Origin of the sequence: Lentzea sp. NBC_00516 (assembly GCF_036346835.1) — a bacterium.
Classification (GTDB): domain Bacteria; phylum Actinomycetota; class Actinomycetes; order Mycobacteriales; family Pseudonocardiaceae; genus Lentzea; species Lentzea sokolovensis.
In genome coordinates, this window is sequence record NZ_CP107840.1 from 3,947,072 (window position 1) to 3,971,838 (window position 24,767).

General features: G+C 69.6%; 25 protein-coding genes and 1 pseudogene. 11 read left to right on the forward strand and 15 right to left on the reverse strand.

The window, feature by feature from the left end; genetic code table 11:
- Positions 1 to 120: 120 nt before the first annotated feature.
- Positions 121 to 540 carry a MarR family winged helix-turn-helix transcriptional regulator gene (locus OG205_RS17355; RefSeq protein ID WP_330277285.1) on the reverse strand — a complete coding sequence of 140 codons (420 nt, stop codon included), beginning with the start codon at positions 538 to 540 and terminating at the stop codon, positions 121 to 123.
- Positions 541 to 617: 77 nt separating this feature from the next.
- Here OG205_RS17355 and OG205_RS17360 point away from each other — a divergent pair, with 77 nt between their 5' ends.
- The gene (locus OG205_RS17360; RefSeq protein ID WP_330277286.1) at positions 618 to 1,226 is read left to right on the forward strand and encodes a maleylpyruvate isomerase family mycothiol-dependent enzyme; all 609 of its coding nucleotides are present in this window, start codon (positions 618 to 620) and stop codon (positions 1,224 to 1,226) included.
- Here OG205_RS17360 and OG205_RS17365 read toward each other — a convergent pair.
- Entirely contained in the window at positions 1,216 to 1,758 is a 543-nt protein-coding gene (locus tag OG205_RS17365; RefSeq protein WP_330277287.1) for a GNAT family N-acetyltransferase, read from the reverse strand. The genes OG205_RS17360 and OG205_RS17365 overlap by 11 nt on opposite strands.
- 205 nt (positions 1,759 to 1,963) lie before the next feature.
- Between OG205_RS17365 and OG205_RS17370 the strand changes: the two genes are divergently transcribed.
- Genes OG205_RS17370 through OG205_RS17385 form a run of 4 tightly spaced genes read left to right on the forward strand, consistent with a single transcriptional unit; the run spans position 1,964 to position 6,485 of the window.
- The gene (locus OG205_RS17370; protein WP_330277288.1) at positions 1,964 to 2,509 is read left to right on the forward strand and encodes a PadR family transcriptional regulator; all 546 of its coding nucleotides are present in this window, start codon (positions 1,964 to 1,966) and stop codon (positions 2,507 to 2,509) included.
- Positions 2,506 to 3,210 (forward strand): ABC transporter ATP-binding protein, encoded by a 705-nt coding sequence (locus OG205_RS17375; protein WP_330277289.1) that lies wholly within the window; start codon positions 2,506 to 2,508, stop codon positions 3,208 to 3,210. The genes OG205_RS17370 and OG205_RS17375 overlap by 4 nt, the downstream gene beginning before the upstream one ends.
- A complete protein-coding gene (locus OG205_RS17380) occupies positions 3,207 to 5,843 on the forward strand; it encodes an FtsX-like permease family protein (RefSeq protein WP_330277290.1) in 2,637 nt (878 codons plus the stop codon). The genes OG205_RS17375 and OG205_RS17380 overlap by 4 nt, the downstream gene beginning before the upstream one ends.
- A gap of 9 nt (positions 5,844 to 5,852) precedes the next feature.
- Positions 5,853 to 6,485, forward strand: coding sequence for an alpha/beta fold hydrolase (locus OG205_RS17385; RefSeq protein ID WP_330277291.1), 633 nt, complete (start codon positions 5,853 to 5,855; stop codon positions 6,483 to 6,485).
- Positions 6,486 to 6,539: 54 nt separating this feature from the next.
- Here the strand turns inward: OG205_RS17385 and prcA are convergent, their stop codons facing one another.
- The 5 genes from prcA to OG205_RS17410 form a co-directional block, all read right to left on the reverse strand.
- On the reverse strand, positions 6,540 to 7,304 hold the full coding sequence (gene prcA / locus OG205_RS17390) for a proteasome subunit alpha (RefSeq protein ID WP_330277292.1): 765 nt from the start codon (positions 7,302 to 7,304) through the stop codon (positions 6,540 to 6,542).
- Positions 7,305 to 7,338: 34 nt separating this feature from the next.
- Positions 7,339 to 8,187, reverse strand: coding sequence for a proteasome subunit beta (gene prcB, locus OG205_RS17395; RefSeq protein WP_330277293.1), 849 nt, complete (start codon positions 8,185 to 8,187; stop codon positions 7,339 to 7,341).
- A gap of 49 nt (positions 8,188 to 8,236) precedes the next feature.
- Entirely contained in the window at positions 8,237 to 8,431 is a 195-nt protein-coding gene (locus OG205_RS17400) for a ubiquitin-like protein Pup (RefSeq protein ID WP_319973119.1), read from the reverse strand.
- Between the two features lie 79 nt (positions 8,432 to 8,510).
- Positions 8,511 to 10,004 carry a depupylase/deamidase Dop gene (dop, locus tag OG205_RS17405; RefSeq protein WP_330277294.1) on the reverse strand — a complete coding sequence of 498 codons (1,494 nt, stop codon included), beginning with the start codon at positions 10,002 to 10,004 and terminating at the stop codon, positions 8,511 to 8,513.
- Between the two features lie 73 nt (positions 10,005 to 10,077).
- Positions 10,078 to 12,474 (reverse strand): FtsX-like permease family protein, encoded by a 2,397-nt coding sequence (locus OG205_RS17410; RefSeq protein ID WP_330277295.1) that lies wholly within the window; start codon positions 12,472 to 12,474, stop codon positions 10,078 to 10,080.
- A 107-nt stretch (positions 12,475 to 12,581) separates the two neighbouring features.
- On the opposite strand from OG205_RS17410, the gene OG205_RS17415 reads away from it, so the two are divergent.
- Complete coding sequence (locus tag OG205_RS17415) at positions 12,582 to 13,067, forward strand: NUDIX hydrolase (protein ID WP_330277296.1); 486 nt, start codon at positions 12,582 to 12,584, stop codon at positions 13,065 to 13,067.
- Here OG205_RS17415 and OG205_RS17420 read toward each other — a convergent pair.
- The 5 genes and pseudogenes from OG205_RS17420 to OG205_RS17440 all read right to left on the reverse strand — a co-directional run.
- The gene (locus tag OG205_RS17420) at positions 13,064 to 13,399 is read right to left on the reverse strand and encodes an antibiotic biosynthesis monooxygenase family protein (RefSeq protein ID WP_330277297.1); all 336 of its coding nucleotides are present in this window, start codon (positions 13,397 to 13,399) and stop codon (positions 13,064 to 13,066) included. The two genes, OG205_RS17415 and OG205_RS17420, sit on opposite strands and share 4 nt — an antisense overlap.
- Before the next feature lie 13 nt (positions 13,400 to 13,412).
- Positions 13,413 to 14,291 carry an aldo/keto reductase gene (locus OG205_RS17425; protein ID WP_330277298.1) on the reverse strand — a complete coding sequence of 293 codons (879 nt, stop codon included), beginning with the start codon at positions 14,289 to 14,291 and terminating at the stop codon, positions 13,413 to 13,415.
- A 73-nt stretch (positions 14,292 to 14,364) separates the two neighbouring features.
- The gene (locus OG205_RS17430) at positions 14,365 to 15,420 is read right to left on the reverse strand and encodes a glycoside hydrolase family 5 protein (protein WP_330277299.1); all 1,056 of its coding nucleotides are present in this window, start codon (positions 15,418 to 15,420) and stop codon (positions 14,365 to 14,367) included.
- A gap of 96 nt (positions 15,421 to 15,516) precedes the next feature.
- Positions 15,517 to 16,272 carry an ABC transporter permease gene (locus OG205_RS17435; RefSeq protein ID WP_330277300.1) on the reverse strand — a complete coding sequence of 252 codons (756 nt, stop codon included), beginning with the start codon at positions 16,270 to 16,272 and terminating at the stop codon, positions 15,517 to 15,519.
- 56 nt (positions 16,273 to 16,328) lie between these two features.
- Positions 16,329 to 16,970: pseudogene (locus OG205_RS17440) on the reverse strand (ABC transporter ATP-binding protein); the annotation flags it as partial.
- 113 nt (positions 16,971 to 17,083) lie between these two features.
- On the opposite strand from OG205_RS17440, the gene OG205_RS17445 reads away from it, so the two are divergent.
- The gene (locus OG205_RS17445) at positions 17,084 to 18,151 is read left to right on the forward strand and encodes a sensor histidine kinase (protein WP_330277301.1); all 1,068 of its coding nucleotides are present in this window, start codon (positions 17,084 to 17,086) and stop codon (positions 18,149 to 18,151) included.
- Positions 18,148 to 18,777, forward strand: a complete 630-nt coding sequence (locus tag OG205_RS17450) for a response regulator transcription factor (protein ID WP_330277302.1) — start codon at positions 18,148 to 18,150, stop codon at positions 18,775 to 18,777. The genes OG205_RS17445 and OG205_RS17450 overlap by 4 nt, the downstream gene beginning before the upstream one ends.
- Here the strand turns inward: OG205_RS17450 and OG205_RS17455 are convergent.
- Both OG205_RS17455 and OG205_RS17460 read right to left on the reverse strand, forming a co-directional pair.
- Positions 18,760 to 19,731 carry a DUF5808 domain-containing protein gene (locus OG205_RS17455; protein ID WP_330277303.1) on the reverse strand — a complete coding sequence of 324 codons (972 nt, stop codon included), beginning with the start codon at positions 19,729 to 19,731 and terminating at the stop codon, positions 18,760 to 18,762. The two genes, OG205_RS17450 and OG205_RS17455, sit on opposite strands and share 18 nt — an antisense overlap.
- Entirely contained in the window at positions 19,728 to 20,120 is a 393-nt protein-coding gene (locus OG205_RS17460) for a GntR family transcriptional regulator (RefSeq protein WP_330277304.1), read from the reverse strand. Before OG205_RS17460 ends, OG205_RS17455 begins: the two co-directional genes overlap by 4 nt.
- A gap of 63 nt (positions 20,121 to 20,183) precedes the next feature.
- Here OG205_RS17460 and OG205_RS17465 point away from each other — a divergent pair, with 63 nt between their 5' ends.
- Together OG205_RS17465 and OG205_RS17470 are read left to right on the forward strand one after the other, a co-directional pair.
- Entirely contained in the window at positions 20,184 to 20,519 is a 336-nt protein-coding gene (locus OG205_RS17465) for a hypothetical protein (RefSeq protein ID WP_330277305.1), read from the forward strand.
- On the forward strand, positions 20,516 to 21,325 hold the full coding sequence (locus OG205_RS17470; protein ID WP_330277306.1) for a CPBP family intramembrane glutamic endopeptidase: 810 nt from the start codon (positions 20,516 to 20,518) through the stop codon (positions 21,323 to 21,325). The genes OG205_RS17465 and OG205_RS17470 overlap by 4 nt, the downstream gene beginning before the upstream one ends.
- A gap of 51 nt (positions 21,326 to 21,376) precedes the next feature.
- On the opposite strand, the gene arc is transcribed toward OG205_RS17470, so the two are convergent.
- On the reverse strand, positions 21,377 to 23,176 hold the full coding sequence (gene arc / locus OG205_RS17475) for a proteasome ATPase (protein WP_090070210.1): 1,800 nt from the start codon (positions 23,174 to 23,176) through the stop codon (positions 21,377 to 21,379).
- 712 nt (positions 23,177 to 23,888) lie between these two features.
- Between arc and OG205_RS17480 the strand changes: the two genes are divergently transcribed.
- Positions 23,889 to 24,746 (forward strand): Rv0361 family membrane protein, encoded by an 858-nt coding sequence (locus tag OG205_RS17480; RefSeq protein ID WP_330277307.1) that lies wholly within the window; start codon positions 23,889 to 23,891, stop codon positions 24,744 to 24,746.
- Positions 24,747 to 24,767 lie beyond the last annotated feature (21 nt).

Below are 24,767 nucleotides of genomic sequence, written 5' to 3' on the forward strand. Positions count from 1 at the left end.
CTCCTGGGCGAGGCCCACGAGCAGCTGTCCCAGGTCGGCGCCGACCGGGTTCGGGCACTGCCGACACCACTCGGTAGACCGTCGGCGCGACCGGCTGGAACGCCACCGGCACCACGCGGGTCAGCGGTACGGGTCGGTGATCTCGCCGAGCATCTCCAGCGCCTCACGGAGTTGCCCCATGCGCCGCTTGCCCAGGTGTCGTTCCCATTCCGCCTCGATCCTGGCCAGTTCCTCGTTCGCGACGGGCACCGCGCCCAGTGCCTTCGCGGTGACCTTCACCAGCCGCGCCCTGCCGTCCGCCGGGTCGGGCACGCGTTCCACGTACCCGGCCTTCTCCAGCTGGTCCACGAGGAAACCGGCGGTCTGCTTGGTCACCTGGGCCGCCTCCGCGAGCACGGTCAGCCGCGTTCCCTCCTGGTCGATCCGCATGAGCACCCGCGCCTGCGCCTGCGTCACGTCGAAGCCCGCCGCGTTGACCGCCGCCAGGACGCGGTTCTCCACGTCGCGGTTCGGGATGAAGAGCAGCAGCCCGATGTTCACGCGAACTCCCGTTGCTTTTGGTCAGAGACTCTGATTAAAGTAGTCAGTCTCTCGAACTAAATCAAGAGGAGAGGCCGATGGACGAGACGCAGATCTGGCAGACGATCGACTCCGAACGCGCGGCGACCGCGGACCTGCTCGCGGGCCTCACCGACGTCGAGTGGACCTACCCGTCGCTGTGCGCGGGCTGGACGGTGCGCGAGGTCGCCGCCCACCTGTCGCTCGCGCACCGGATCCGGGTCGGCACGGCGTTCAAGGCGTTCGTCCGGGCTCGCGGGAGCTTCGACCGCATGGTCGACCAGACCGCCCGCGACGAGGCGCGCAGACCGGCCGCCGAACTCGTCGCGGACCTGCGCGGCGCCGTCGGGTTCCACCGGCTCGCGCCCGGCCAGACGCTCAAGAACGCGCTGATGGACACCATGGTCCACACCCAGGACATCGCACTGCCACTCGGAATCGAACGCCACATGCCCCTCGACGCCGCCGTGGTCGCGGCGAACGACCTGTGGCGGATCGGGTTCCCGTTCCACGCGCGCCGCAGGCTGGCCGGGCATCGGCTCGTCGCCACCGACGCCGGCTGGGCCGTCGGCGAGGGTGCGGAGATCAGCGGGCCGATCGAGGCGCTCGTGATGCTGCTCGCCGGGCGCACCGCGACGATCCCGCGGCTGACCGGCATCACGGTCTGAGTTCGCGCACCATCCTGCGGCACACGTAGACGCGCTCGAACCGTTGGCGCATCTCGGCTTCCCGCTCGATCCGGGCGTGCAGGAACGCCCCGGCCGGCACCAGGCCGTGCTTCGCGGTGAGCACCGTGGCCAGTTCGTCGGCGGACGCGTGCACGTGCAGGTAGTGCTCCGACTCCGTGAAACCGTTGCGCGCGTACCAGTTCAGCGCGGGTCCGTCCTCACGGGTCCAGGCGTCGAGCGTCCGCGCCCCGCACCGTTCCAGTCGCGGCACGGCCTCCGCGAGCAGTGCCGTCGCGATCCCCTCGCCCTGATGGTCGGGGTGCACGACCACGGTGTCGATGGTCGCCTCCGCGCCGGGCATCGACACGTCCAGGATTCCGGCCACCACGCCGCCGTCGAGCGCGACGAGTTCCAGGTCGGTGCGGCGCCTGGCCTGCCAGACGTCGTCGAAGTAGTTCGTCGCGAGGAATCCGAGCACCCGGCACCTCAGCCAGGAAGCCTCGTCCGCCGGTTCGTAGCTCCTGATCTTCACCGGCCTGCCCCTGGACCTGCCCGATGCCCCAAGCCGGCGCGCTTCTCCTGTTCGCCCCGGTGCGGCGTCCACCACTCGTCCCCCAGTCCACTTCCCGCCGGACGTCTCCGGCACGGTCCAGGGTTCCTGATGCGGGGACCGCTCGCACTCCTGTTTCCGCGTCACCGTTTGCCAGGAACATACTCGGTATGCATACTCAGTAGGTATGTCGGTCAAACACGGTCTGCTCGCGTTGTTGCAGCGCGGGCCCATGTACGGCTACCAGCTGCGGGTGGCGTTCGACTCGGCCACCGGCGGCACGTGGCCGTTGAACATCGGGCAGGTCTACACGACGTTGTCGCGCCTGGAGCGCGACGATCTGGTCGCCGCGCTGCCCGAGAACGAGGGCCAGCGGCCCTACGAGATCACCGCGCAGGGCCGTGACGAGCTGAAGAAGTGGTTCGCGACTCCCGTCCAGCGCGGCGACCGGCCGCGCGACGAGGTGGCGATCAAGCTCGCCCTCGCCATCACCACGCCGGGCGTCGACGTCGCCAAGGTCGTGATGACCCAGCGCACGGCCACGATGCGCACGTTGCAGGAGTACACGAGGCTCAAGACCCAGCCAGGCGACCTGCCGTGGCTGCTCGTGCTCGACGCGATGATCTTCCAGGGCGAGGCCGAACTGCGCTGGCTCGACCACTGCGAGTCGAGCCTGCTGCGCTACGAGCCCAAGGCCGTCCCCGCGGCGACCGACGTCGAGGTGCCGAGATGACCGTCCTCGAACTGCGCGACGTGCATCGCGTCCACGGCACCGGCGAGACGGCGGTCAACGCCCTCAACGGCATGTCCCTCACCGTCGAACCGGGTGAGCTCGTCGCCGTGATGGGCCCGTCCGGCTCCGGCAAGTCGACGCTGCTGAACCTCTGCGGCGGCCTCGACAGCCCGACCAGCGGACAGGTGCTGGTCGACGGCACGAGCCTGCGGTCGTTGTCCCGCAAGCAGCTCGCCGCCTGGCGCCGCAAGCGGATCGGCTACGTCTTCCAGGACCTCAACCTCATCGCGAGCCTCACCGCCGCCGAGAACGTCGTGCTCCCCCTCGACCTCGACGGCGTCCGCAAGTCGCGGCAGCAGGCCGAGCAGGCACTGTCCGAGGTGGACCTCGACGGGTACGCCGACCGGTTCCCCGACGAGATGTCCGGCGGCCAGCAGCAACGCGTCGCCATCGCCCGCGCCCTGATCGGCGAACGCCGCCTGGTGCTCGCCGACGAACCGACCGGCGCCCTCGACTCCCGCACCGGCGAGACCGTGCTCCGGCTGCTGCGCTCCAAAGTGGACGCCGGAGCCGCCGCCGTCCTCGTCACGCACGACGCCCGGCACGCCGCCTGGGCCGACCGCGTGGTCTTCCTGCGTGACGGCGTCGTGGTCGACGTCTCGTCCCGCGACCAGCCAGAAGAACTGCTGAGCACGCCGTGAACGGGTGGCGCGCGGCACTGCGCATCGCCTGGCGGGAGGCCCGCAGGTCCGCTGGCCGCTCGGCTCTCGTCATCGCCCTGATCGCGGTCCCGGTCGCCGCGCTGTCGTTCACCGCGATCGTCCACGACTCGACCAGCCTCACCCCGGACGAGGACGCCGACCGCCGCATGGGCGCCGCGCAGGCCCTGGTCAGCTGGCCCTACCGAGGTCCAGTCATCCAGGAACCGACCAGGGACTTCGCGATCCCGACCACGAACGCCGAGGGCCAGGACCCGTCGGAGGAACGCCTGAAGGCCCTGCTCCCCGGCACCGAACTCGTTCCCGTCGACCGCGGTGGCGCCGGCATCCACACGACGGCCGGTGTCGGCCGGGCCGGTGTCCGCATGCTCGACCTGACCAACCCGGTCACCCACGGCATGATCACGGTGCTGGAGGGCAGGGCGGCCGCGAACGCCACCGAGATCACGTTGTCCCGCAAGGCGATGGACCGCACCGGCGCCGCGCTCGGCGGCACCCTCACGACCGAGGACGGCCGCACGTTCACCGTGGTGGGCGTCGTCGAGGAACCGGACCGCCTCGACAACACGACTCTGGTGGCGCTGCCCGGCACGTTCGAGCGGACCGACCGCTCCTGGCTGGTGACCACGCCGCTGTCGTGGTCGAAGGTCAAGGAGCTCAACAAGGTCGGCATCGCGGCGCTGTCCCGCACCGTGCTGAACGACCTGCCGCCCGCGTCCGAGCGCTACCCGGAACTCCCGGGCTCGCACGAGATCACCGCGGACGTCCTCGTCCTGGTGGCGGGCCTGGCCGTGCTGGAGATGTCGTTGCTGGCGGGTTCCGCGCTGGCCGTCGGCGCCCGCCGCCGCAAACGCGACCTCGCGCTGGTGGCCGCGGTCGGTGGCTCTCCCGCGCACGTCCGCCGCATCGTCCTGGCGGACGGCGTCGTCATGGGCACGGTGGCGGCGGTGAGCGGCGTGATCCTGGGTGTCCTGGCGGCGGTGGCCGGCCGTCCACTGATCGAGTGGCTGCTGGCCGAACGGTTCGCCGCCCAGCGCTTCTACCCGTCCGCTCTGGCCGCTCTGGCCCTGCTGGCGATCGTCACCGGTGTCCTCGCGGCGCTCGTTCCCGCGTGGATCTCGTCCCGCCAGGACGTGGTCACGGCGTTGGCGGGCAGGCGGGGCATCACCCGCTCGCGCCGCCGCTGGGTGGTGCTGGGCCTGACGCTCGTCGCCGCCGGTGTCGCCGTGGGTGTCCTCAGCGCGATCCGGATGCAGTTCGTCGGCATCCTGGCGGCCCTGGTCCTCACCGAGGTGGGCCTGGTCCTCTGCACCCCGTCGCTGCTGGGCCTGCTGGCACGCGCAGGCCGGTGGCTGCCGGTGGCACTGCGCATCGCCCTGCGCGACGCCTCCCGCAACCGCACCGCCGCGGCCCCCGCGATCTCGGCCGTGATGGCCGCGGTGATCGGCGCGGTGGCCGTGAGCGTCCTGCTCACCTCGCAGTCCCAGCAGGAGGCGGGCCAGCTCGCGGGCAGCATGGGCGACGTCACCGTCTACCGCCTGGACGACCTCACCAAGTCCAGCACCGCCCCCATCCCGCCCTCGGTGGCCGGCGCCCTCCGCAACACCATGCCGGTGGCCGAGACCCACGAGCTCAAACTCCTCTCGTGCGACGGCGGCCCCTGCTTCGCCCACGTCCGCCCGCCGGCGGACCGCGAATGCCCGTACACCCTCGACGTCCTGCACCGCGATCCCACCGAGCCAGAACAGCGATCCGCACTGGCCGACGACCGCTGTGCCGGCGCGGGCCGCACCCACCGCTACTTCGGCACCTACACCACCCCGAACGGCTTCCTGGTGGTGGCGACTCCGGAGGCCGTCCAGTCCTTGCTGCACCTGAGTTCCGACGACGTGGCGGCGGCCCAGGCAGCCCTGCGCGCAGGCAGGATCGTCGTCAACGACCCGGATCTCGTGTCCGGCGACCAGGTCCTCCTGGCCACCGGCACCCAGGCCACGACCACCCCGGCCCCAGGTTTCGCCGCGCCCCGACGACATCCGGCGCCGCTGGCCGTGATGACCGAGGAGACCGCCCGATCACTGGGCTACGACGTCACGACGTTCACCATGTACGCCACCACGACCCGCATGCCCACCGAGGCGGAACAGGAAGCCCTGACCGCGGCACTGGGCGGCGAGTACGAGGTGAACGTCGACCGCCCGACGGAGTCCGACGTGCAGCAGGCCCTGACCGTCCTCGGCCTGGTGGCGGGCATCATCACCCTCGCGGCCGCCGCCCTCGCCACGGGCCTGGCGGCAGCCGACGGCCGTCGTGACCTCACGACGCTGGCCGCGGTCGGCGCGACACCGACGTTGCGCAAACTCCTTTCCCTGAGCCAGGCGGGCGTGATCGCCGGAATCGGCGGCTTCCTGGGCACGGCGGCGGGCGCGGGCTCTGCCTTGGCTCTGCTGGCTGCTCTCAACGTCGGCTACTCCGGCTTCTGGCCCCAACCGGAACCGAACCCGCTCACCGTCCCCTGGCCCACCATCGCGATCTCACTGCTGGTGGTCCCGGCCGTGGCGATGCTGGGCGCGGCCCTCTTCACCCGTTCCCGCCTGCCGATCGAGCGCCGCGAATAGGCTGCGGCCATGACGACCTTCGCGATAGCGCACGGAGGGGGCGACGTCGGCTGGTCGTGGCACCTGGTCGCAGAAGCCTTGCGGGCCAAGGGCCACACCGTCGTCGCACCGGACCTCCCCATCGAGGACGAGTCGAAGGACCTGACGGACTGGGCGTCGACGATCGTCGACGCCCTCCCGTCCACTTCGGACGTGGTGGCGGTGGGCCACTCGTTCGGCGGCTTCGTCGCTCCCCTGGTCGCCGCCCGCGTCAACGCCAGGGCCCTGGTCCTGGTGACGGCGATGGTGCCGAGTCCAGGCGAGACTCCTGGTGACTGGTGGGCCAACACCGGCTACACCAGCTCGGGCCTGGACGACCAGTTCTTCCACGACGTCCCCGCCGACCTGGTCGCGGAGGCGCAGAAGCGGGAACGCGGCATGTCCAAGAACTCGATGGCCAAGCCGTGGCCGTTGGACGCGATGCCGAACGTGCCGACGCACTTCGTCCTGTGCACGGAGGACCGCTTCTTCACCCCGGACTTCATGCGCGAGGTGGTGGCGGACCGGCTGGGCGTCGAGCCGGTGGAACTGGCGGCGGGCCACTGCGCGTCGCTGAGCAAGCCGAACGAGCTGGCCGACCTGCTGATGGCCTGCGCGACCTGACATCCACACAGCAGAAGGCCCCCGGCGAACCGGGGGCCTTCGCGGCAAGCAGACCTACTTGGACTCGTCGTCCGACGGCAGCTCGACGTCCTCGACGGACTTGCCGTCCTTGGTGGGCGCGGGCATCAGTCCGTCCAGCGCGGCACCGGCGATCCGCCGGAACGCCCTGCGGGGCCGAGCCCTCTCCAGCACCGCGACCTCCAGCTTGGCGGCCGGAAGGAGCTCGGAGGCGTTGTTCGCGGTGGACGATGACCCGGCGGACAACGCCTTCACCGCGACCGGAACGGCCTCGGCCAGCGTGAGACCGTCCGCGAAGGCCTCCTTCAGCGCCGTGTTGGCGGCGTCGACGGTGCCACCCATCACGATGAACTGGGGCTCGTCCACGATGGACCCGTCGTACGTCAGGCGGTACAGCGTGTCCGACGCGGCGGTGTCGCCGACCTCGGCCACGGCGATCTCCACCTCGAACGGCTTGATCTGCTCGGTGAAGTAGGTGCCGAGCGTGGTGGCGTAGACGTTCGCGAGAGACCGGGACGTCACGTCGCGCGGGTCGTTCTGGTACCCGCGCACGTCGGCGAACCGGATGCCGGCCTGGCGGAGGTTCTCGAACTCGCTGTAGCGGCCGACGGCGGCGAAGCCGATGCGGTCGTAGATCTCCGAGACCTTGTGCAGCGTGCTGGAAGGGTTCTCCGCGACGAAGAGAATGCCGTCGGCGTACTTGAGCACGATGACGCTGCGACCCCTGGCGATGCCCTTGCGGGCGTACTCCGAGCGATCGCGCATCACCTGCTCCGCCGATGCGTACAGCGGCATCGTCATGGGTGGTGCTCCTGACGTCGAACCGGTGGGGGACTCAGCCTGAGGGGCGGGACCGGCGGCCTTCGACGACCGCGTTCGCGATCGTGGCGACCTGCGGTTCCGGCACCTCGACGGCACCGTCGGCGCCGTTGATGGTGACCACGATCGGGTAGAGGCGGCGGACCGGGTCCGGGCCACCTGTCGCCGAGTCGTCGTCCGCCGCGTCGTAGAGCGCCTCGACGACGGAGCGGATCGCGGCTTCGACGTCCGCGTCCGGGTCGTAGAGCTTCTTGAGCGCCGACTTCGCGAACAGCGAGCCCGAGCCGACGGCCTGGTAGCCCTGCGACTCCTCGTAACGGCCACCGGTGACGTCGTAGGACACGATGCGGCCCGCACGCTCCGAGTCGGTGGCCGAGGTGTCGTACCCGGCGAACAGAGGCACCACGGCGAGGCCGGCCATGGCCGCGTCGAGGTTGCCCCTGATCATCGCCGAGAGACGGTTCGCCTTGCCGTCGAGCGACAGCGGCACGCCCTCGATCTTCTCGTAGTGGCGCAGTTCCACCGTGTACAGGCGCACGATCTCGATGGCGATGCCCGCCGTGCCCGCGATGCCGACGGCCGAGTGGTCGTCGGTGACGAAGACCTTCTTCATGTCGCGCTGGGCGATGACGTTGCCCATCGTCGCGCGCCGGTCACCGGCGATCACGACCCCACCCTTGTAGGTGGCCGCGACGATCGTCGTCCCGTGCGGGGCCTGGACGGTCCCCTCCGGGAGCTTCCGGGCACTGGGCAGCATGTCGGGTGCCTGGGCCCGCAGGAAGTCCGTGAACGACGACGAGCCCGGCGTGAGGTACGCCGAGGGCAGCGCCGCGGCCGGGTAACGCCCGGTCGAGCTGTGGTCCATGTGTTGGTTGTTCTCCCGTCCCCGAGGTGGTCAACAGGCCCCCGAAGGCCTACTGACCGCCCTTCTGCACGTAGGCGCGGACGAAGTCCTCCGCGTTCTCCTCAAGCACGTCGTCGATCTCGTCGAGGATCGCGTCCACGTCCTCGCCGAGCTTCTCGCGGCGTTCCTGACCGGCTCCTGCGGCGTCGTCGCCACCGTCGTCGCCGTCGCCACCACCCTGGCGCTGCTTCTGTTCCTGGGACATCTCGGCCTCCCGCTCACTCGCCTGACAAGAACACTACCCAGCGGCACCGACAAAAATCCTGAGCCACTCGGGTAGACGATCACCCGCGAGTCAGTGCGTCCACCAGTTGCTCGGCGGTGTCCGAGGCCTCCAGAAGGGCTCCGACGTGCGCTTTCGTCCCGCGAAGCGGTTCCAGGGTCGGAATTCGCACCAGGGATTCTCGACCGAGATCAAAGATCACCGAGTCCCACGAGGCGGCCGCGACCGAGGTCGGGTAGCGCTCCAGGCACCGGCCGCGGAAGTACGCACGCGTGTCCTCGGGCGGCGAGGTGATGGCCGCGCGGACCTCCTCCTCGCTCACGAGGCGCTTCATCGAGCCGCGCGCGACGAGGCGGTTGTAGAGGCCCTTGTCGAGGCGGACGTCGGAGTACTGCAGGTCGACCAGGTTGAGCCTGGCCGCGCCCCACTCCAGGCCGTCGCGCTGCCGGTAGCCCTCGAGCAGCCGCAGCTTCGCGACCCAGTCGAGCCGGTCCGCGCACTCCGCCGGGTCACGGGCCAGCGCTTCGAGCACCTCACCCCAGATCCGCAGGACCTCGCGGTCGCCGACGCCCTCCTTGTCCACGAACGCCAGCGCGCGCTCGTGGTAGGCGAACTGCACGTCGAGGCCGGTGAACTTGCGGCCACCGGTCATCTCGACCTTGAACTTCAGCGTCGGGTCGTGGCTGATCTGGTGCACCGCGCGCACCGGGTCGACCATGCGCAGGTCGTCGAACCGCTGCCCGGCCTCGATCATGTCCAGCACCAGCGACGCGGTGCCGACCTTGAGGAACGTGGAGTACTCGGCGAGGTTCGCGTCGCCGATGATGACGTGCAGGCGGCGGTACTTGTCCGCGTCCGCGTGGGGCTCGTCGCGCGTGTTGATGATCCCGCGCTTCAACGTCGTCTCGAGGCCGACCTCGACCTCGATGTAGTCGGAGCGCTGGGAGAGCTGGAAGCCCGCTTCCTCGCCGGACTGCCCGATGCCCACGCGGCCGGACCCGGTGATGACCTGGCGCGACGCGAAGAACGGCGTGAGGCCCGCGATGACGGCCGTGAACGGCGTCGAGCGCTGCATCAGGTAGTTCTCGTGCGTGCCGTACGACGCGCCCTTGCCGTCGACGTTGTTCTTGTAGAGCTGCAGGCGGGGCTGGCCTGGCACGGACGCCGCCTTGATCGCGGCCTCCTCCATGATCCGCTCCCCGGCCTTGTCCCAGATCACCGCGTCGCGCGCGTTGGTGACCTCGGGCGCCGAGTACTCGGGGTGCGCGTGGTCGACGTAGAGCCGCGCGCCGTTGGTGAGGATGACGTTCGCCGCGCCCAGGTCCTCGACGTCGGAGTCGGCGGGGTGCCCGCCGGGTGAGCCCAGGTCGAACCCCCGCGCGTCGCGCAACGGTGACTCCACCTCGTAGTCCCAGCGCGCCCGCCTGGCGCGCGGTATGTCCGCCGCCGCCGCGTACGCGAGCACCACCTGTGTCGAAGTGAGCACCGGGTTCGCGGTCGCGTCGCCCGGCACTGAGATGCCGTACTCGACCTCGGTTCCCATGATCCGCCGCATAGCTCACACCTTATGACCTCACCCCGACACCAAGCGTGAGGGGAGCTTCGCGTTGAAGCTCCCCTCACCCTATTCACCCGGACGCCAGTCCGGCGGCAGGACGAATGCGGGACGCGCCGCGAGAAGGTCCGAAAGCGGCGACCACGGCGAGCAGAACGACGATCACCGCGCCTTTGACCAGCGGCAACACCACCTTGAGAGCGGGCAGCGTCAGCGGGACGCCGATCGAGAGAAACGCGACCTCCGCGTAGACGAACCCGAGCACGCCTCCACCGATCACCCCGACCAGGGCCAGCATGATCGCTTCAGCGATGACTCCGCCCTGCAGTCCGCCCTGAGTGACGCCCAAGGCGCGCCTGAGTGCGAGCTCCTTGCGGCGTTCCTGGACGGAGATGGTCAGCGCGGTGCCGATGCCGGTCACGGCGACCGCCACGGACAGTCCGAGCAGCACCATCATCAGGACGGTGCCCAGGTGCATGTACCGGGCGGCCTCGGCCCGTTCGTCCGCGTCCGTCTGCACGATGACCGTCGGGTTGTTCGGCAGTGCCGCCTGCAGTCCCGCCCGGAACTGGGCCGGGTCGACACCGGGCTTCAACGCGACCAGCACCTTCTCCGCGGGTCCCGACGTGGGACCGGCGATGATCGGCGTGTAGCCGGTGATGCTGCCGGGGATCGTGCCGACCACCTTGTACTGCGTGCCGCCGGCCTCGACGAACGGCCGGCCCTCCCAGTGCGGTGGCACGATCGCGGTCCCGGCCGTGAGCTGCTCGGCGCCGGACACGTTCTGGGCCTTGAGCCAGGCCTTGAACTGCTCGGGGTCGACGCTCGCGGCACTGTCCGACGTCTTGTGCAGCACAACGCTCGCGGCCACGTCCGGCTGCGCGGGGATCTCCGGCAGCGGCCGGTCGCCCGCGTCCACCACGGTCGCGTCCGGACGTTCCTCGTTGGCGTACTGGAACGTCAACTCCTCCGCCCCGCCCAGCACGACCAGGAAGAAGGTCACCATCGAGCTCGCCAGGAGCAACGGCAGCGCCACCGAGGCCGACCGCTGCGGCATCCTGCGCACCTCGGCGCCGGCGAGCTTCCATTGAGTGCCACCGATCTTGCCGAACAGCCGAGCGATGAGCGGGACCGTGACCGGGCCGAGGATCCAGAACAGGCCGGTCACCGCGGCGATCGCGGAGAACGTGACGGCCAGCGGGGCGGCGGACGAGCCCTTGGCGGCGATCGCCGCCATCGCGAGCAGCGCGGCACCGCCGGTGAACAGCACGCCGAACACCCATCGAAGGCGACGCACGGCGCGAGGCGGCACCTCGTTCTCCGCGTCACGCAGAGCGGCCAACGGCGAGACGCGCGCGGCGTTGATCGCGGGACGGACAGCCGCCATCACGCTCAACAGCGCGGCGACGACGACTCCGAGGATCACGTACCCGAGCGACGGCAGCAGTTCCGGGCTGAGCTGCACCGCACCGAACAACACGGAGATGCCGGTGACGTCGAACGTCCTGGCCAGCAGCCACGCCATCGGCCCGCCCAGCAACGCGCCCGCGACACCCGCCAGCGCACCCGTCACGAACGCCTCGAACAGGGCCCTGCGCACCAACGGCCCGCGCTGGGCTCCGATGCACCGCAGCAACGCCGTCTGCCGCTGGCGCTGCGCGTAGACCGCCCGGAACGTGGCCGCCGCGACGAACACCGCCGTGGCCAGCGCGAGCACGCTGAACGGCAGCAGGAGGAACGTCAGTTCGTTGCCGATGCTGTCCGCGTCCGGCGCCGGGTCCCACACGACGTAGGCGGCGCCCGCCGCGCTCGCGACGGCGTCCCTGGCCCCGCCGATCACCCAGATCTCCTTGGTAAACGGTCGCGGGTCGAGCTTCTTCGCGAGATCCGGTCCCGCGACCAGGATCGGCCGCGAGTCCATCCCGCCCTTCTTCATGACCCCGCTGACGGTCACCTCGACCGGCCTGCCGTCCGCGGCGGCGAGCTTGATCCTGTCGCCGGGCTTGAGGCCGCGCTCGTAAGCGGTGATCTTGTCGACGGCGACCTCGCCGTCGGCGGCAGGGGCCTTCCCCTCGGCCAGCGGCCAGCGCACCAGGTCGGGCTGCTGCACGTGCACCTCGGCGCGGTGCTCCCCCGCCCGGCCGTTGCCGTCGAGGAGGTCTGCCTGGGCGATCTGCACCGGCACGGCCCTGCCGACGGAGGAGAGCTTCGCGAGCAACGCGTCGTCGAGCGTCGGGCGGTTCGCCTCGGTGGCGCCCGCGTCGTACTCGACGGGTTTGGTGTCCACCACGTGGCTCACCGACGACGGTGTGAGGGGCGCGCCCTCGTCGACCGACCTGGTGAGCGCGTCGCTCAGCACGAGGGCGGCCAGCAGGCAGGCGACGCCGACGACGAGCGCGACGCCGGGCAGCAGTGCGCGGCCCGGCCGGGCGCGGAACTCGGCAACGCCGAGCCGCAGGGAAGTGGACACGAATCCTCCTCGGTGACGTCTGACGTTCACGAAGGTAGGAAGGAAGGCGATCAGCGGGCGTCGGACTGGGGTAGCAAGCTCGCGTACGACCACAGGAGGACACGGGGATGATCAACCTCTACGACGAGGCCGCGAACGTGGTCGGCGAGGTGACCCGCGCCCGCATGCGCGCGGAGAACCTTTGGCACGGCTGCGTCCTGACGGTGGTGTTCTCGCTCGACGGCGAACGGATCTACGTGCACCGCCGCACGGACACCAAGGACATCTATCCCGGCCTGTACGACTTCTCGGCGGGCGGCGTGATCGACGCGGGCGAGACGCCGGACGAGGCGGCGATCCGCGAGCTGCGCGAGGAGCTCGGCGTCGAGGCTCCGCTGACGCCGCTCTTCCGGACCACCTACGTCGACGAGCTCACGCGCTATCACGCGTGGGTCTACGAGACGCGCAGCGACGGCCCGTTCGTCCACCAGCCAGAGGAGGTCGCCTGGGGCGGGTGGATGAACGCCGGCGAGCTGCGCGGCAAGATCGAGGATCCGGGCTGGCCGCTCGTGCCGGACGGCCGGGAGATCGGGCGGGAGTGGTTGAAACTCTAGGCGCGCTTGAAGGTGTGGCTGCGCTCCACCTTCGCCACGTGGATCGTGTAGCTGTCGTACCACTCGGCCCGGCCGCGCCGCTGCGCCGCCTGATGCTCGGCGTTGGTGCGCCACTGCGTGAGGGCATCACCGTCGCGGAAGTACGCGACGGTGATGCCGAGCCCGCCGGGGTTCTGCGCGTGGTCCATCCCGAGATATCCGGGGACGTCCTTCACCAGTTCTTCCATGCGCGCGTTGGTGTCGCGGTAACCGCTCTGCTCCTGCGTTCGCACGGTGGTGAAGACGACCGCGTAGTAAGGGGGTTCGAAAGCCTCGACGGGCGCATCGCTCACGGCGCCACCGTAACTAGTTCCAGCTGAGCTGAGAACGGATTTTCCAGTACTGCTCGGCGGGCTCGGCCAGGTCCGGCAGGTCCACCGCGATCCGCAGCGCGTCCACATTGGACCGCAGCTGCTCCGGGCTCGCCGCACCGGACAGCACGACGTCCACCCACGGCTGCCGCGCGATCGCCGCCAGCGCGACCGCGTCCGGCCCGACGCCGAGCTCTTTCGCCTGGGCCGCAACCGCTTGCGGAGGGTCGACGACGAGCCTTCCGTTGGCCACGCCCTCCTTGATGATCACGCGCAAACCGGCGTCGTGCGCCTCCCGCAGAGCCTCCCCCGCCGAGGTCTCCAGCACGTTCCAGGTCGACTGGACGGACCGGAAGATGCCGAGCTCCAGGGCCTTGCGGATGGCGTCGGCCTGCCGCGGCCCGGACGTCGAGAAGCCCAGCGGCGCCCCGATCCCGGCCATCGCGTCCTGCAGCGCGCGGTCGTCGAACAACGGGCTGTCGGCCGTCAGCGAGTGCACCTGGTAGAGGTCGACGCGCGGCAGCAGGGCCGTGGTTTCCTGCCACTGCCGGGTGAAACGGGCGAGCGAGTGCTCCTTGACCTCGTGCACCTCGGCGTCGGACCGCCAGTCCGCGGTGTAGGCGTAGCCCCACTTGCTGGAGACCGTCACGTCGTCATGGCCGGGCAGCCACGACGACAGGAAGTCCTCGGACAGTCCATATGAACGGGCCGCGTCGACCCATCGGATGCCCAGTTCGTAGGCCGTGTCGAGCACGAGATGGCACTGCGCGCGCATGGACTCGACGTCGCGCACGGCGGGCAGTGCGTCCTCACGGCCGAGGTTGATGTAGGCGGGACGACCGAGGGAGGCGAGACCGAGCGCGAGTTGAGCCATGCCGACAACGGTAAACGGCGGCCCCGCAGGACCGCCGCTCACGTGACCCGCCGGGGTCGGTCGTTCGGGAAGATCAGAAGTCGTCGGCGGTGCGGATGTGGTTGCGCACCCACTTGCCGGCGTCCTTCAGGGGACCCTCACCGCTGAAGCCGCTACCGGAGCACGTGCCGCTCTTGAACACCGCGCCGGTCCGGTTGTCGTCGGAGAAGTTCCAGTTGGTCCAGGAGATCTTCGCGTCCTTCATGAACGTGATGAACTTGTTCGCCATGGTGAAGTCGTTGGGACCGTCACCGGAGGCCTCCTGCGAACCGAACTCGGTGACGAAGACCGGCACCTGGCTCGAGACCGTCTTCAGGGCGTTGAGGTAGCTGTCCCTGTGGTCCTTCGCGTAGAAGTGGAACGTGTACATCAGGTTCGAGGCGTTGACCTTGTTCTGGCTGACCTCGTTGATGTTCTTGCCGTCGGACAGGCCGAACGTCGACCAGCCGTGCGTGCCGACGAGCACGAGGCTGTCCGGGTCCTCCGCGCGGATCGTCGGGATGACGGCCTCCGCGTAGGACTTGACCTTCGCCCACGTCACGCCGTTCGGCTCGTTGGCGATGTCGTAGATGATGTTCGTCTTGTCCTTGTGCCGCTGCGCGATCTCCTTGAAGAAGGTCTTGGCGCGCGCGGTGTTGGCGTTCGGGTCACCCGGTGAGAGCTGGTGCCAGTCGACGAGCGCGTACAGGCCGCGCTTGGTGGCCTCCTCGATGTAGCCGTGCACCAGGTCGGTGAACTTGCGAGGGTTGGTCTCGTAGCCACCTTCCTGGATGTACATCGAGATGCGGAGGACGTCCGCCTTCCAGTCGTTGGCGAGCGCGTCCAGGGACGCGGTCTTGACGCACTGGGAGTACCACTGGATGCCGTGCGTGCTCATGCCGCGCAACTGGATCTGCTTGCCGTTCTTGTTGCACAGCTTCACGCCGCACACCTTGAGCTGACCGTTGACCGCCGCGGGCGAACCCGGCGGCAGCGCGGCAGCGGCGAAGGTGCCCTCGGGAGCGGCGGCGACGGAACTTCCCGCCATCGCACCGGTCAGCGGGAGCACGACTGCCGCGGCGAACGCCACCACAGACTTCTGCCAGGACATACAGCGTCTCCTCTCGGATGTCGGCGGCGGATTAGTTAGGTAAGTTTCCTTACCGATTAAAGGTATAGATGACCTTAGGGCCGCCCCAAGAGCGAGTCAAGCGTCTCGTCGCAGAAGAGTCACCGTCCCGGCACCCAGCGTCACCAGTACGTAAATGACCAAAACTGCGGCGGCGGCCAATGGACCTAGGGGCGCGTCGTTCACGACCCCGGCGACCTCCCACACCAGGTACGGCACCATCACCGCGGACGCGTCCATGTTCCAGGGCTCCGGCAGCATCGGCGTGATGGCGGGCAGACCCCACAGCAGCACACCCACCACCACGATCGTGACGGCCGTCGACCTCACCACGAGACCGATGCCGAGGCCTGTCAGACCTGTCACCAGGATCGACAGCACGGCCGCGCCCGCCCACGGCAGCACGTCGCCGATGCCGTCCCACGGTGCGATAGGCGGCGGCCGGTCCCCCATGAACAGCCAGCTCGACCCGACGCTCAGCACGAGCGCGATGGCACCGATCACCACGGACGCGGTGGCGACGAGCACGCTTTTGGCCGCCAGCAAACGTTTCCGGTCCGGCACGGCGGTCAGCGCGGTCAGCCTCGGGTCGGAGGTCGCGACCAGGGCGCCGAGCGCGGCGACGAGGAACTGGACGACCGGGGTGATCACCACGCTGCTGTCGGCGGAGGCGAACGTCGCCTGTTCCGCGGGCGACGAGGTGTCGTAGTCCTGGACGATCAGCCACGACAGCAGCGCGCCCGCGACCACCATCAGGCCGACGGTGATGATCAGCCCGTACGACGAGCGGACGGTCCGGAGCTTGAGCCACTCCGCGGCGAGCGCGTTCTTCACAGTCCCCTCCCGGAGGTGAGTTCGAGGTAGGCGTCCTCCAGCGAACCGTTGCGGGTCAACGCCTCCATGGGCGTCTCCTTGACCAGCTGTCCTCTTGCGACGATCACGACGTGGTCGGCGGTCAGCGCCATCTCGCTCATCAGGTGGCTGGAGACGAAGACCGTGCGGCCCTCCTTCGCCAGCCCGCGCATCAGGTCGCGGATCCACCGCACGCCCTCCGGGTCGAGGCCGTTGACCGGTTCGTCGAACATCAGCACGCCGGGGTCGCCGAGCAACGACGCCGCGACGCCGAGCCGTTGCTTCATGCCGAGCGACAACGCCCTGATCCGCTTGTGCCGCACGCCTCCCAGGCCGACCTGCTCCAGCAGTTCGACCGCACGCTTCTGGCTGATGCCGTTGCTCGCGGCGATCCAGCGCAGGTGGTCGAGCGCCCTGCGGCCGTGGTGCACGGCGGCGGGATCGAGCAACGCGCCCACGTGCCGCAGCGGCTCGTCGAGGTCCTGGTACCGCTTGCCGGCGATCAGGGCCTTGCCGCCCGTGGGCCGGTCCAGACCGAGGATCATCCGCATCGTCGTGGACTTGCCGGCCCCGTTCGGGCCGAGGAAGCCCGTCACCAGTCCAGGATGGACGGTGAACGACAGGTCCTCGACCGCCGTGGTGTCGCCGTATCTCTTCGTCAGGTTCCGCACCTCGATCATGCGGAAAAGGCTGGCTCCCTGAGGCCCTTCCGCGGATCGGACCGTGCTCCGATCCCGGGAATCGGACCGTGGTCCGAGGCGCGTCTCCGCAAGGCTCGTTTACCGTCGACGCCGTGATCGCGAAACTGCACCTCTACCTGGTCGACGTGACCGCCGCCGTGGTGATCGGCGTGCTCGTCGGCTACGCCATGGTGGAGGACCAGGACAAGCCGTGGTGGCTCGTCCTGCCAGGGGCCGCTCTCGTCGCGTTGCCGGTCGCGGTGCGCCGCCTGTGGCCGGTGACGACCCTGGTGATCACCACGCTGGCCACGGTGGCCGTGGTGATGGGCCAGGTGCTGCCGGTCCAGGCGCTCGGAGCCCCGGTCGGCGCGATCTGCTTCGCGCTCTACACCGTGGCGGTCGAACGCACCCGCGCATGGTCGTTGGCAGGGCTCGTGATCACCGTCATCGCCACCTCCGGCGTGTCCGGAGGTGAACCGGAGACCTTGCTGGTCGGCTTCGCCGTGCTCGGCGCGGTGTGGGTGATCGGCTACACGACGCGGTTGCGGCGTTCGATGATCGCGCGGGAGACGACGCAGCAGGCCGAGCAGGCGCTCGCCGACGAACGGCTGCGCATCGCCCGCGAACTGCACGACGTGGTGGCGCACAACCTGTCTCTCATCGCCGTGCAGGCCGGCAACGCCGCACACGTGCGTTCACCCGAGCACGCCTACGAGGCGTTGCAGGTGATCTCGGAGACGAGCCGGGCGGCGCTGACCGAGATGCGCGGCCTGCTGGGCGTGTTGCGCGCCGACGCCGAACTCGCGCCCTCCCCCGGTCTCGGCGGACTGGCCGACCTGGCCGACCGCGCGTCGCTCGCGGGCGTGCGCGTCACGCTGGACGTGCGGGGTGACGCGGTCGTGCCGGAAGGCGTCGGGCTGTCGGCGTACCGGATCGTGCAGGAGGCGCTGACGAATGTCGTGAAGCACGCGGCGCCCGCGTCGTGCACGGTGCTGGTAGAGGTGACACCGGATGCCGTCCGCGTCGACGTGGCGGACGACGGGCCTGGGGTGAGGGAGCTCGGAGTGGGACACGGGTTGATCGGCATGCGTGAACGCGTGGCCGTGTACGGCGGCACGTTCAGCGCGGGCCCCGGTGAGTCCGGCGGTTTCCGGGTCGTCGCGGAACTGCCGCACCGATGATCCGCGTGCTGATCGCCGACGACCAGGCGTTGCTGCGCGCCAGCTTCCGCATGCTCGTCGACAACGAGCCGGACCTGACCGTCGTCGGCGAGGCCGGCACCGGCGCCGAGGCCGTCGCGCTGGCGTCCTCGGCGAAGCCCGACGTCGTGCTGATGGACATCCGCATGCCCGAGATGGACGGCATCGAGGCCACGCGGCTGCTGGACGGCCCGCGCGTGCTGGTGCTGACCACGTTCGACCTGGACGAGTACGTCTTCGGCGCGTTGCGGGCCGGTGCCTCGGGTTTCCTGCTCAAGGACACCCCACCCGCCGAACTGCTGGCCGCGGTCAGGGTCGTGGCGTCCGGCGAGTCGCTGCTGTCGCCGACGGTCACGCGCCGGCTGATCTCCGAGTTCGTCCGGCGTCCCGCCTCGCCCGTGGTGCGCGGGCTGGACCGCGTGACCGAACGGGAGAAGGAGGTCCTGCTGCTGATCGCCCGCGGCCGGTCCAACGCGGAGATCATGGCCGAGCTGCACGTCAGCCCCGGCACGGTGAAGACGCACATCGGGAACCTGCTGGCGAAGCTGCACGCCCGCGACCGCGCCCAGCTGGTGATCGCGGCCTACGAGTCAGGGCTGGTCCACTAGCAGGAAGACCACGAGCAGCGCGGCCAGCGTCAGCCACGACGCGGGGTGGCCCAGGTTGAGCGTCCACCGCGAGCCGACGCGCTGGTGCACGAGCAACGCCGGGTCGGCGCGGTTCGCGTACACGAGGCCGCCCACGTGCCAGTGGCGGTCGTCATCGCGTTGCGCCACACCGGTGTCCTCGCTGTCATCGCGGTCGAGGCGGTGCCCCGCGTCGCCCGCCCTGATCAGCCAGACGACCACGACGGCGAACGGCACGGCCACCAGCGCGACGGCCAGCACGGTCCAGACAGGTCCCGGCGTGACGACGTCCCACAGCTCCAACGCCTTCACGGTCAGTGCGGCGATGACGCCCGTGGCCAGCAGAACAACGTTCCGCAGTGTTCCGGTCAGATAGGCGCGGTAGGAGCGTGCGGAGCTCTCCGGCCGTGCGGCATCCAGGTCGGGGCGTGCTCGCGGAAGGGTCACCGCCGCAAGCACGGCGATCACGAGCACGACGGCCTGGTTCGTGACCGGCCACAGGGCGTCCCAGGCTTGGCGACGGGCCAGCCCGAGCACCGCCGTGCCCGCGACGAACACCAGGGCGGGCACCAGATGCGGCCACGGCAGGCGGACCGGATCGGTGCGCAGACCGGTGTCGGTCGTGACGCCCTGGCGGACCGGGGGCCACGACCGCTTGGCACGGCTGACGAAGCCCGCCGCGGCCCAGTGGGCGAGCAGGCACGCGACGACGAGCGCGACCGTGAGCCCTGTGACGCCGAGCAGTGTGGCGATCACGGCGGCGGCACCGGACACCCCGACGGCCACGCGGTAGCCGACGCGGATCGAGCGCACCTCGCCCGTTCGCTCGTGCGGCACCCGGATCCCGAACGGCAGGGTGGGCCTGGCCGTCGACGGCAGCACCAGGAACGCCGCCGTGACGAGCACGAGCCAGCCGGCCTGCGCGATGGTGGTCATGAACGCCCCCCGGCGAATCCGTCCAGCACGTCCTGGCTGCGCCCGAGCACGTCGTCGCGGGTGAGGCCCTGCGTCGTCGCCTCGGCGAGCAGGGTGCGCAGCCGGGACTGCCACGCGTCGGCGAACCCGGCCTCCGGCGGTCCCGAGCCGTGGTCGCGGCGCACGACCGCGCCGCTCTTGCGGTTGATCCGGATCACCCCTTCCTGACGCAGCAGGTCGTAGGCCTTGCTCACGGTGTGGAAGTTGATGCCGAGATCGACCCCGAGCTGCCTCGTGGACGGCAGCGGGTCGCCCGCCTTCAGCGTCCCCGCCGCGACCGCTTCCACCACGCGGTCGCGGATCTGCTGGTAGATCGGCGTGTCGCTGTCGAGGTCGATCGTCAGTAGCACGCCCTCAAGTCTATCTGTTATACAAGTAATAGAACAGATGCTCACCTTGGGGAGGAAGTGGCCATGGCCAGGACAGCGATCCACGACGGCAGGCTCGTCGTCGAGTTCACCGCGTGGGAACGGATCTTCACGTGGCGGCGGCGCTACGAGGTGCCGCTCGGGGCGATCCGCGAGGTGCGGCGGGAACGGCATCCGTTCCGCACCCTGCACGGCGTGCGCGTCGCCGGCGCCGAGATGGTCGGGATAGGCAAGGCCGGGATCTGGACGGGCAGGCGCGGGCGTCAGCTGGTGTCGGTCCGAAGTGGACGAACAGCGGTCTGGGTGATCACCGAGGGGTACGGCGAGCTCCTGGTGAGCGCGCCGGACGACGTCATCGCGGCACTGGAGGCGGTGACGTGAGCCGTCCGGTGTGGACCTTCCTCGCGATCGCCTTCACGATCCCGTGGCTGCTCTGGCTGCTGCGCCTGGGCACCGGCATCGACGTCATCGCACCCGGCGGGATGCTCGGCGTCGGCGTCGCCGTGCTCGTCACGACGCGCCGGTTCGACCTGCACGGCACGGGCCTCACCAGGCAACCGGTGCGGCAGGTGGCGGGTCAGAGCGCGATGGCGCTGGCCGCGGTTCTCGGCCTGGCCGCGCTCGCCGTGGCGATCGGCGGCGTGACGGGCGTGCTCGGGCTCGACCTGGCCGGGTTCTCCGGGCTGCACCAGGTCTTCGGCGCCGGGCCGGACGGCGAGGTGGCGCTGAAGGCGCTGGCCCAGGCCGGGCTGCTCTTCGTGCTGGTGCTGCCGCTCGCGTTCTGCGAGGAGTGGGGCTGGCGCGGTTTCCTGCTGCCGCGGCTGATGCGGTTCGGCAGGTGGGGTGCGTTCGGTCTGAGCGGGGTCATCTGGGCCGCGTGGCACCTACCCGGTTATGTCGGGTCACCGGCGTGGCCTGCGTTCATCCCGTTCATGGTGTTCACCGTGCTGCTCGGCACGTTGCTGGGGATGTTGCGGCTGCACACGAACTCGGTGTGGGCGTGCTCGGTGGCGCACGCCGCGAACAACACCCTGGTGATCGGCTTCGTGAACGTCGCCGTCACCGATGCGACCGAGCTCGCCGCACCGGACCTGTGGTCGATGGGCCTGAGCGGCTGGCCGGGCTGGGTCGTGATGGCGGCGTTGATCGCCGCTCTCACCACGGCCAGAAGGCGCGTCACCGCATAAGAGAACCGCCCCGGCCGTGTGCAGCGACCGGGGCGGTTCGGTGAAGCGGTACTACAGGTACGTGCCGGTGTTCGTGGCCGTGTCGATCGCGCGGCCGGCGTCCTGGTTCTTCCCGGTGACGAGCGTGCGGATGTAGACGATCCGCTCGCCCTTCTTGCCCGAGATGCGAGCCCAGTCGTCCGGGTTCGTCGTGTTCGGCAGGTCCTCGTTCTCGGCGAACTCGTCGAGGATGGCGGCCTGCAGGTGCCGGACGGAGAGTCCGGGCTGCTTGGTGTCCAGCAGCGACTTGATCGCCGCCTTCTTCGCCCTGTCGACGATGTTCTGGATCATGGCGCCGGAGTTGAAGTCCCGGAAGTACAGGACCTCCTTGTCACCGTTGGCGTAGGTGACCTCCAGGAACCGGTTGTCCTCGGACTCCTCGTACATGCGCTCCACGGTGTGCTGCACCATGCCCTCGATGCAGGCCTTCGGGTCCCCGCCGAACTCGGCGAGGTCGTCGGCGTGCAGCGGGAGGTTGGGCGTCAGGTACTTGTTGAAGATGTCCTTCGCGCCCTCGGCGTCCGGTCGCTCGATCTTGATCTTCACGTCGAGTCGGCCGGGGCGGAGGATCGCCGGGTCGATCATGTCTTCACGGTTGGAGGCGCCGATGACGATGACGTTCTCCAGGCCCTCGACGCCGTCGATCTCGGCGAGGAGCTGGGGCACGATCGTCGTCTCGACGTCGGACGACACACCCGAACCACGGGTGCGGAAGATCGAGTCCATCTCGTCGAAGAACACGATCACCGGGGTGCCGTCGGACGCCTTCTCACGAGCCCGCTGGAAGATCAGGCGGATGTGCCGCTCGGTCTCACCGACGAACTTGTTGAGGAGCTCGGGGCCCTTGATGTTGAGGAAGTAGGACTTGGCCTGCTTGTCGGTCTCGCCGCGGATCTCCCGCACCTTCTTGGCCAGGGAGTTCGCCACCGCCTTGGCGATGAGCGTCTTGCCGCAACCGGGAGGGCCGTAGAGCAGCACGCCCTTGGGCGGGCGCAGCTCGTACTCGCGGAACAGGTCGGCGTGCAGGAACGGCAGCTCCACGGCGTCGCGGATCTGCTCGATCTGCCTGGAGAGGCCACCGATGTCGCTGTAGTCGATGTCCGGGACCTCCTCGAGCACGAGGTCCTCGACCTCGGCCTTGGGGACCCGTTCGTAGGCGAAACCCGCCTTCGAGTCGACCAGCAGCGAGTCGCCGGGCTTCAGCGGCGAGTCGAGCAGCGGCTGGGCGAGCCAGACCACCCTCTCCTCGTCCGCGTGGCCGACGACCAGCGCGCGGGAAATGGTGTCCAGACCGTCGTCGTCGGTCAGCACCTCCCGCAGAGAGCAGACCTCGCCGGAACGCTCGAACCCGCCGGCCTCGACGACCGTCAGCGCCTCGTTGAGACGCACGGACTGGCCGTAGGCGATCTTCTCCGGCTCGACCGCGGGGGACACGGCTACGCGCATCCTGCGGCCGGACGTGAAGACGTCCACGGTCCCGTCGTCGAAACGTGCCATGAAGACGCCGTACCCGCTGGGCGGTTGCGCCAGCCGGTCGACTTCCTCACGCAGCGCGAGCAGCTGGCTTCGTGCTTCGCGGAGGGTGTCTATGAGCTTCGTGTTTCGCTCGGTCAGCTGGCTGACGCGCTCTGTCGCCTCAGCCAAGCGCTGCTCGAGCAACCGCGTGTGGCGCGGCGACTCGGTCAGCTTGCGACGCAACGACGCGATCTCGTCCTCGAGGAACCTGATCTGCGCAGTCAGCTCAGCAGAAATGTTGCCCTGGTTCAGCTCGCCACCCTCATCGGGTTGGCTGCCGGGATGACCGTGCTGCATGTCGGCACCCTCCTCCCGTGTTCGTACCGATTACGGTACCGGCGATCACCGACAAAATGGGGTACTCACAACATCATCTTCGCTCGTGTGGTGCAACGGTGAACCCTCCAACTGAGGTCAACTGCTCCATCTCGGTGTCCGGTCCGACCGTCCAACCGCTACGGTGCGTCTCAGAAACCACTACCGGCGTTTCGCGCCTCGACACGCCAGACGACCTGCGAGAAGTCCGAGGAGAGGGTCATGGGAGCACCTGTGCGGGCACCCGGCCCCTACGGTCCGCGACCACCCTCGGACGATCACGAGCACACCTGGTATGGGCCACGACCCGTCGACGGGCGGCAATCCGCCACCGTCCCACCAGGTGGACCAGCCGTTGGTCCGATCGGCGGTCACGCACCGCAACCCACTCCGTTCGTGCCCGTCGGAGGACCCGCGCGAGCGAGGCTCCGATGCCTCCGGAGGGCGTGCCGCCAACCGGGTGGTCTCGCCGACGCGACCGGCGCACCACCCCGACAGCGCAGAGCATCGCGCTCAAATCCCGGTGGAGTTGCCACAATCGTTATCAGACACGACCTTTGCGCGGCCAGATCGCGGGTACAGGACGTGTGCATAACCACTCGTGCGTGTCGATAGACCCCATTCGCCCGCGAGTTGTCCGGCGAAGTACGACAATGTCCACGAAAGATCACCTCATCCGCATCGGGGGAGTTTCATGACCTACCCGCCGCAGCAGCCCGGCCCGTACGGGCAGCAGCCGCCGCCGCCCGGAGGTCCGTACGGGCAGCAGCAGCCGCCGCAGCAGCCGGGGTACGGCCAGCAGCCCCCGCCCGGCTACGGCCAGCAGCCGCCACCCGGATACGGGCAGCAGCCCGGCCAGCAGCCGGGTCAGTACGGCCAGCCGCAGCAGGACCCGTTCGGCCAGCAGGGACCGCCCAGCGGCGGATTCCAGCAGCAGGGCCAGTACGGCCAGCAGCCGCCCGGCCAGCCCCCGTACGGCCAGCAGCCCGGCTACGGCGGGTTCGGCGGCCCTCCGCCTCCCAAGAAGAGCAACACCGGCATGATCATCGGCGTCGTCATCGGCGTGCTGGTGCTCGTCGGTGGTGGCATCACCGCCGCCGTCATGCTCACGGGCGACAGCTCGAGCAACTCCAGCAGCTCGTCGCCGGACTCCGGCTCGAGCGACAACGGCAACAGCGGCGGCTCGGACGACGAGGCCGACGTCAAGAAGGCCGCCGAGGAGTACATCGCCGCGGCCACCTCCAAGAACGAGAGCAAGGCCAAGTCGATGGCCTGCCAGGAGATGCTCGACGAGGCCGCCGAGGCCGAGAAGAAGGCCACCCCCGAGCAGAAGAAGCTCGCCGAGGAGATGAAGAAGCTCCCGGTGCCCAAGATGGTCTACAAGAGCGCGACCGTCTCCGGCAACGAGGCGACCGTCAAGATCACCGTCACCGCGGACTACGGCGGCCAGACCCAGACCATCGACTCCGACACGAAGTTCAAGAAGGTGTCGGGCAAGTGGAAGGTCTGCATGCTGGTCAAGGACATCAAGGTCCCGACGCCGACCCGGTAGTCGCCGACCGGCACGACATGA

What these genes read in the sequence shown, in the direction of transcription:
- OG205_RS17360 (WP_330277286.1), top strand. Translation starts at nt 618, where the DNA reads ATGGACGAGACGCAGATCTGGCAGACGATCGACTCCGAACGCGCGGCG.
- OG205_RS17385 (WP_330277291.1), top strand. Translation starts at nt 5,853, where the DNA reads ATGACGACCTTCGCGATAGCGCACGGAGGGGGCGACGTCGGCTGGTCG.
- OG205_RS17425 (WP_330277298.1), bottom strand. Translation starts at nt 14,291, where the DNA reads ATGGCTCAACTCGCGCTCGGTCTCGCCTCCCTCGGTCGTCCCGCCTAC.
- OG205_RS17430 (WP_330277299.1), bottom strand. Translation starts at nt 15,420, where the DNA reads ATGTCCTGGCAGAAGTCTGTGGTGGCGTTCGCCGCGGCAGTCGTGCTC.
- OG205_RS17415 (WP_330277296.1), top strand. Translation starts at nt 12,582, where the DNA reads ATGATCAACCTCTACGACGAGGCCGCGAACGTGGTCGGCGAGGTGACC.
- dop (WP_330277294.1), bottom strand. Translation starts at nt 10,004, where the DNA reads ATGCGGCGGATCATGGGAACCGAGGTCGAGTACGGCATCTCAGTGCCG.
- prcA (WP_330277292.1), bottom strand. Translation starts at nt 7,304, where the DNA reads ATGACGATGCCGCTGTACGCATCGGCGGAGCAGGTGATGCGCGATCGC.
- OG205_RS17370 (WP_330277288.1), top strand. Translation starts at nt 1,964, where the DNA reads ATGTCGGTCAAACACGGTCTGCTCGCGTTGTTGCAGCGCGGGCCCATG.
- OG205_RS17465 (WP_330277305.1), top strand. Translation starts at nt 20,184, where the DNA reads ATGGCCAGGACAGCGATCCACGACGGCAGGCTCGTCGTCGAGTTCACC.
- OG205_RS17375 (WP_330277289.1), top strand. Translation starts at nt 2,506, where the DNA reads ATGACCGTCCTCGAACTGCGCGACGTGCATCGCGTCCACGGCACCGGC.
- arc (WP_090070210.1), bottom strand. Translation starts at nt 23,176, where the DNA reads ATGCAGCACGGTCATCCCGGCAGCCAACCCGATGAGGGTGGCGAGCTG.
- OG205_RS17455 (WP_330277303.1), bottom strand. Translation starts at nt 19,731, where the DNA reads ATGACCACCATCGCGCAGGCCGGCTGGCTCGTGCTCGTCACGGCGGCG.
- OG205_RS17480 (WP_330277307.1), top strand. Translation starts at nt 23,889, where the DNA reads ATGACCTACCCGCCGCAGCAGCCCGGCCCGTACGGGCAGCAGCCGCCG.
- OG205_RS17400 (WP_319973119.1), bottom strand. Translation starts at nt 8,431, where the DNA reads ATGTCCCAGGAACAGAAGCAGCGCCAGGGTGGTGGCGACGGCGACGAC.
- prcB (WP_330277293.1), bottom strand. Translation starts at nt 8,187, where the DNA reads ATGGACCACAGCTCGACCGGGCGTTACCCGGCCGCGGCGCTGCCCTCG.
- OG205_RS17450 (WP_330277302.1), top strand. Translation starts at nt 18,148, where the DNA reads ATGATCCGCGTGCTGATCGCCGACGACCAGGCGTTGCTGCGCGCCAGC.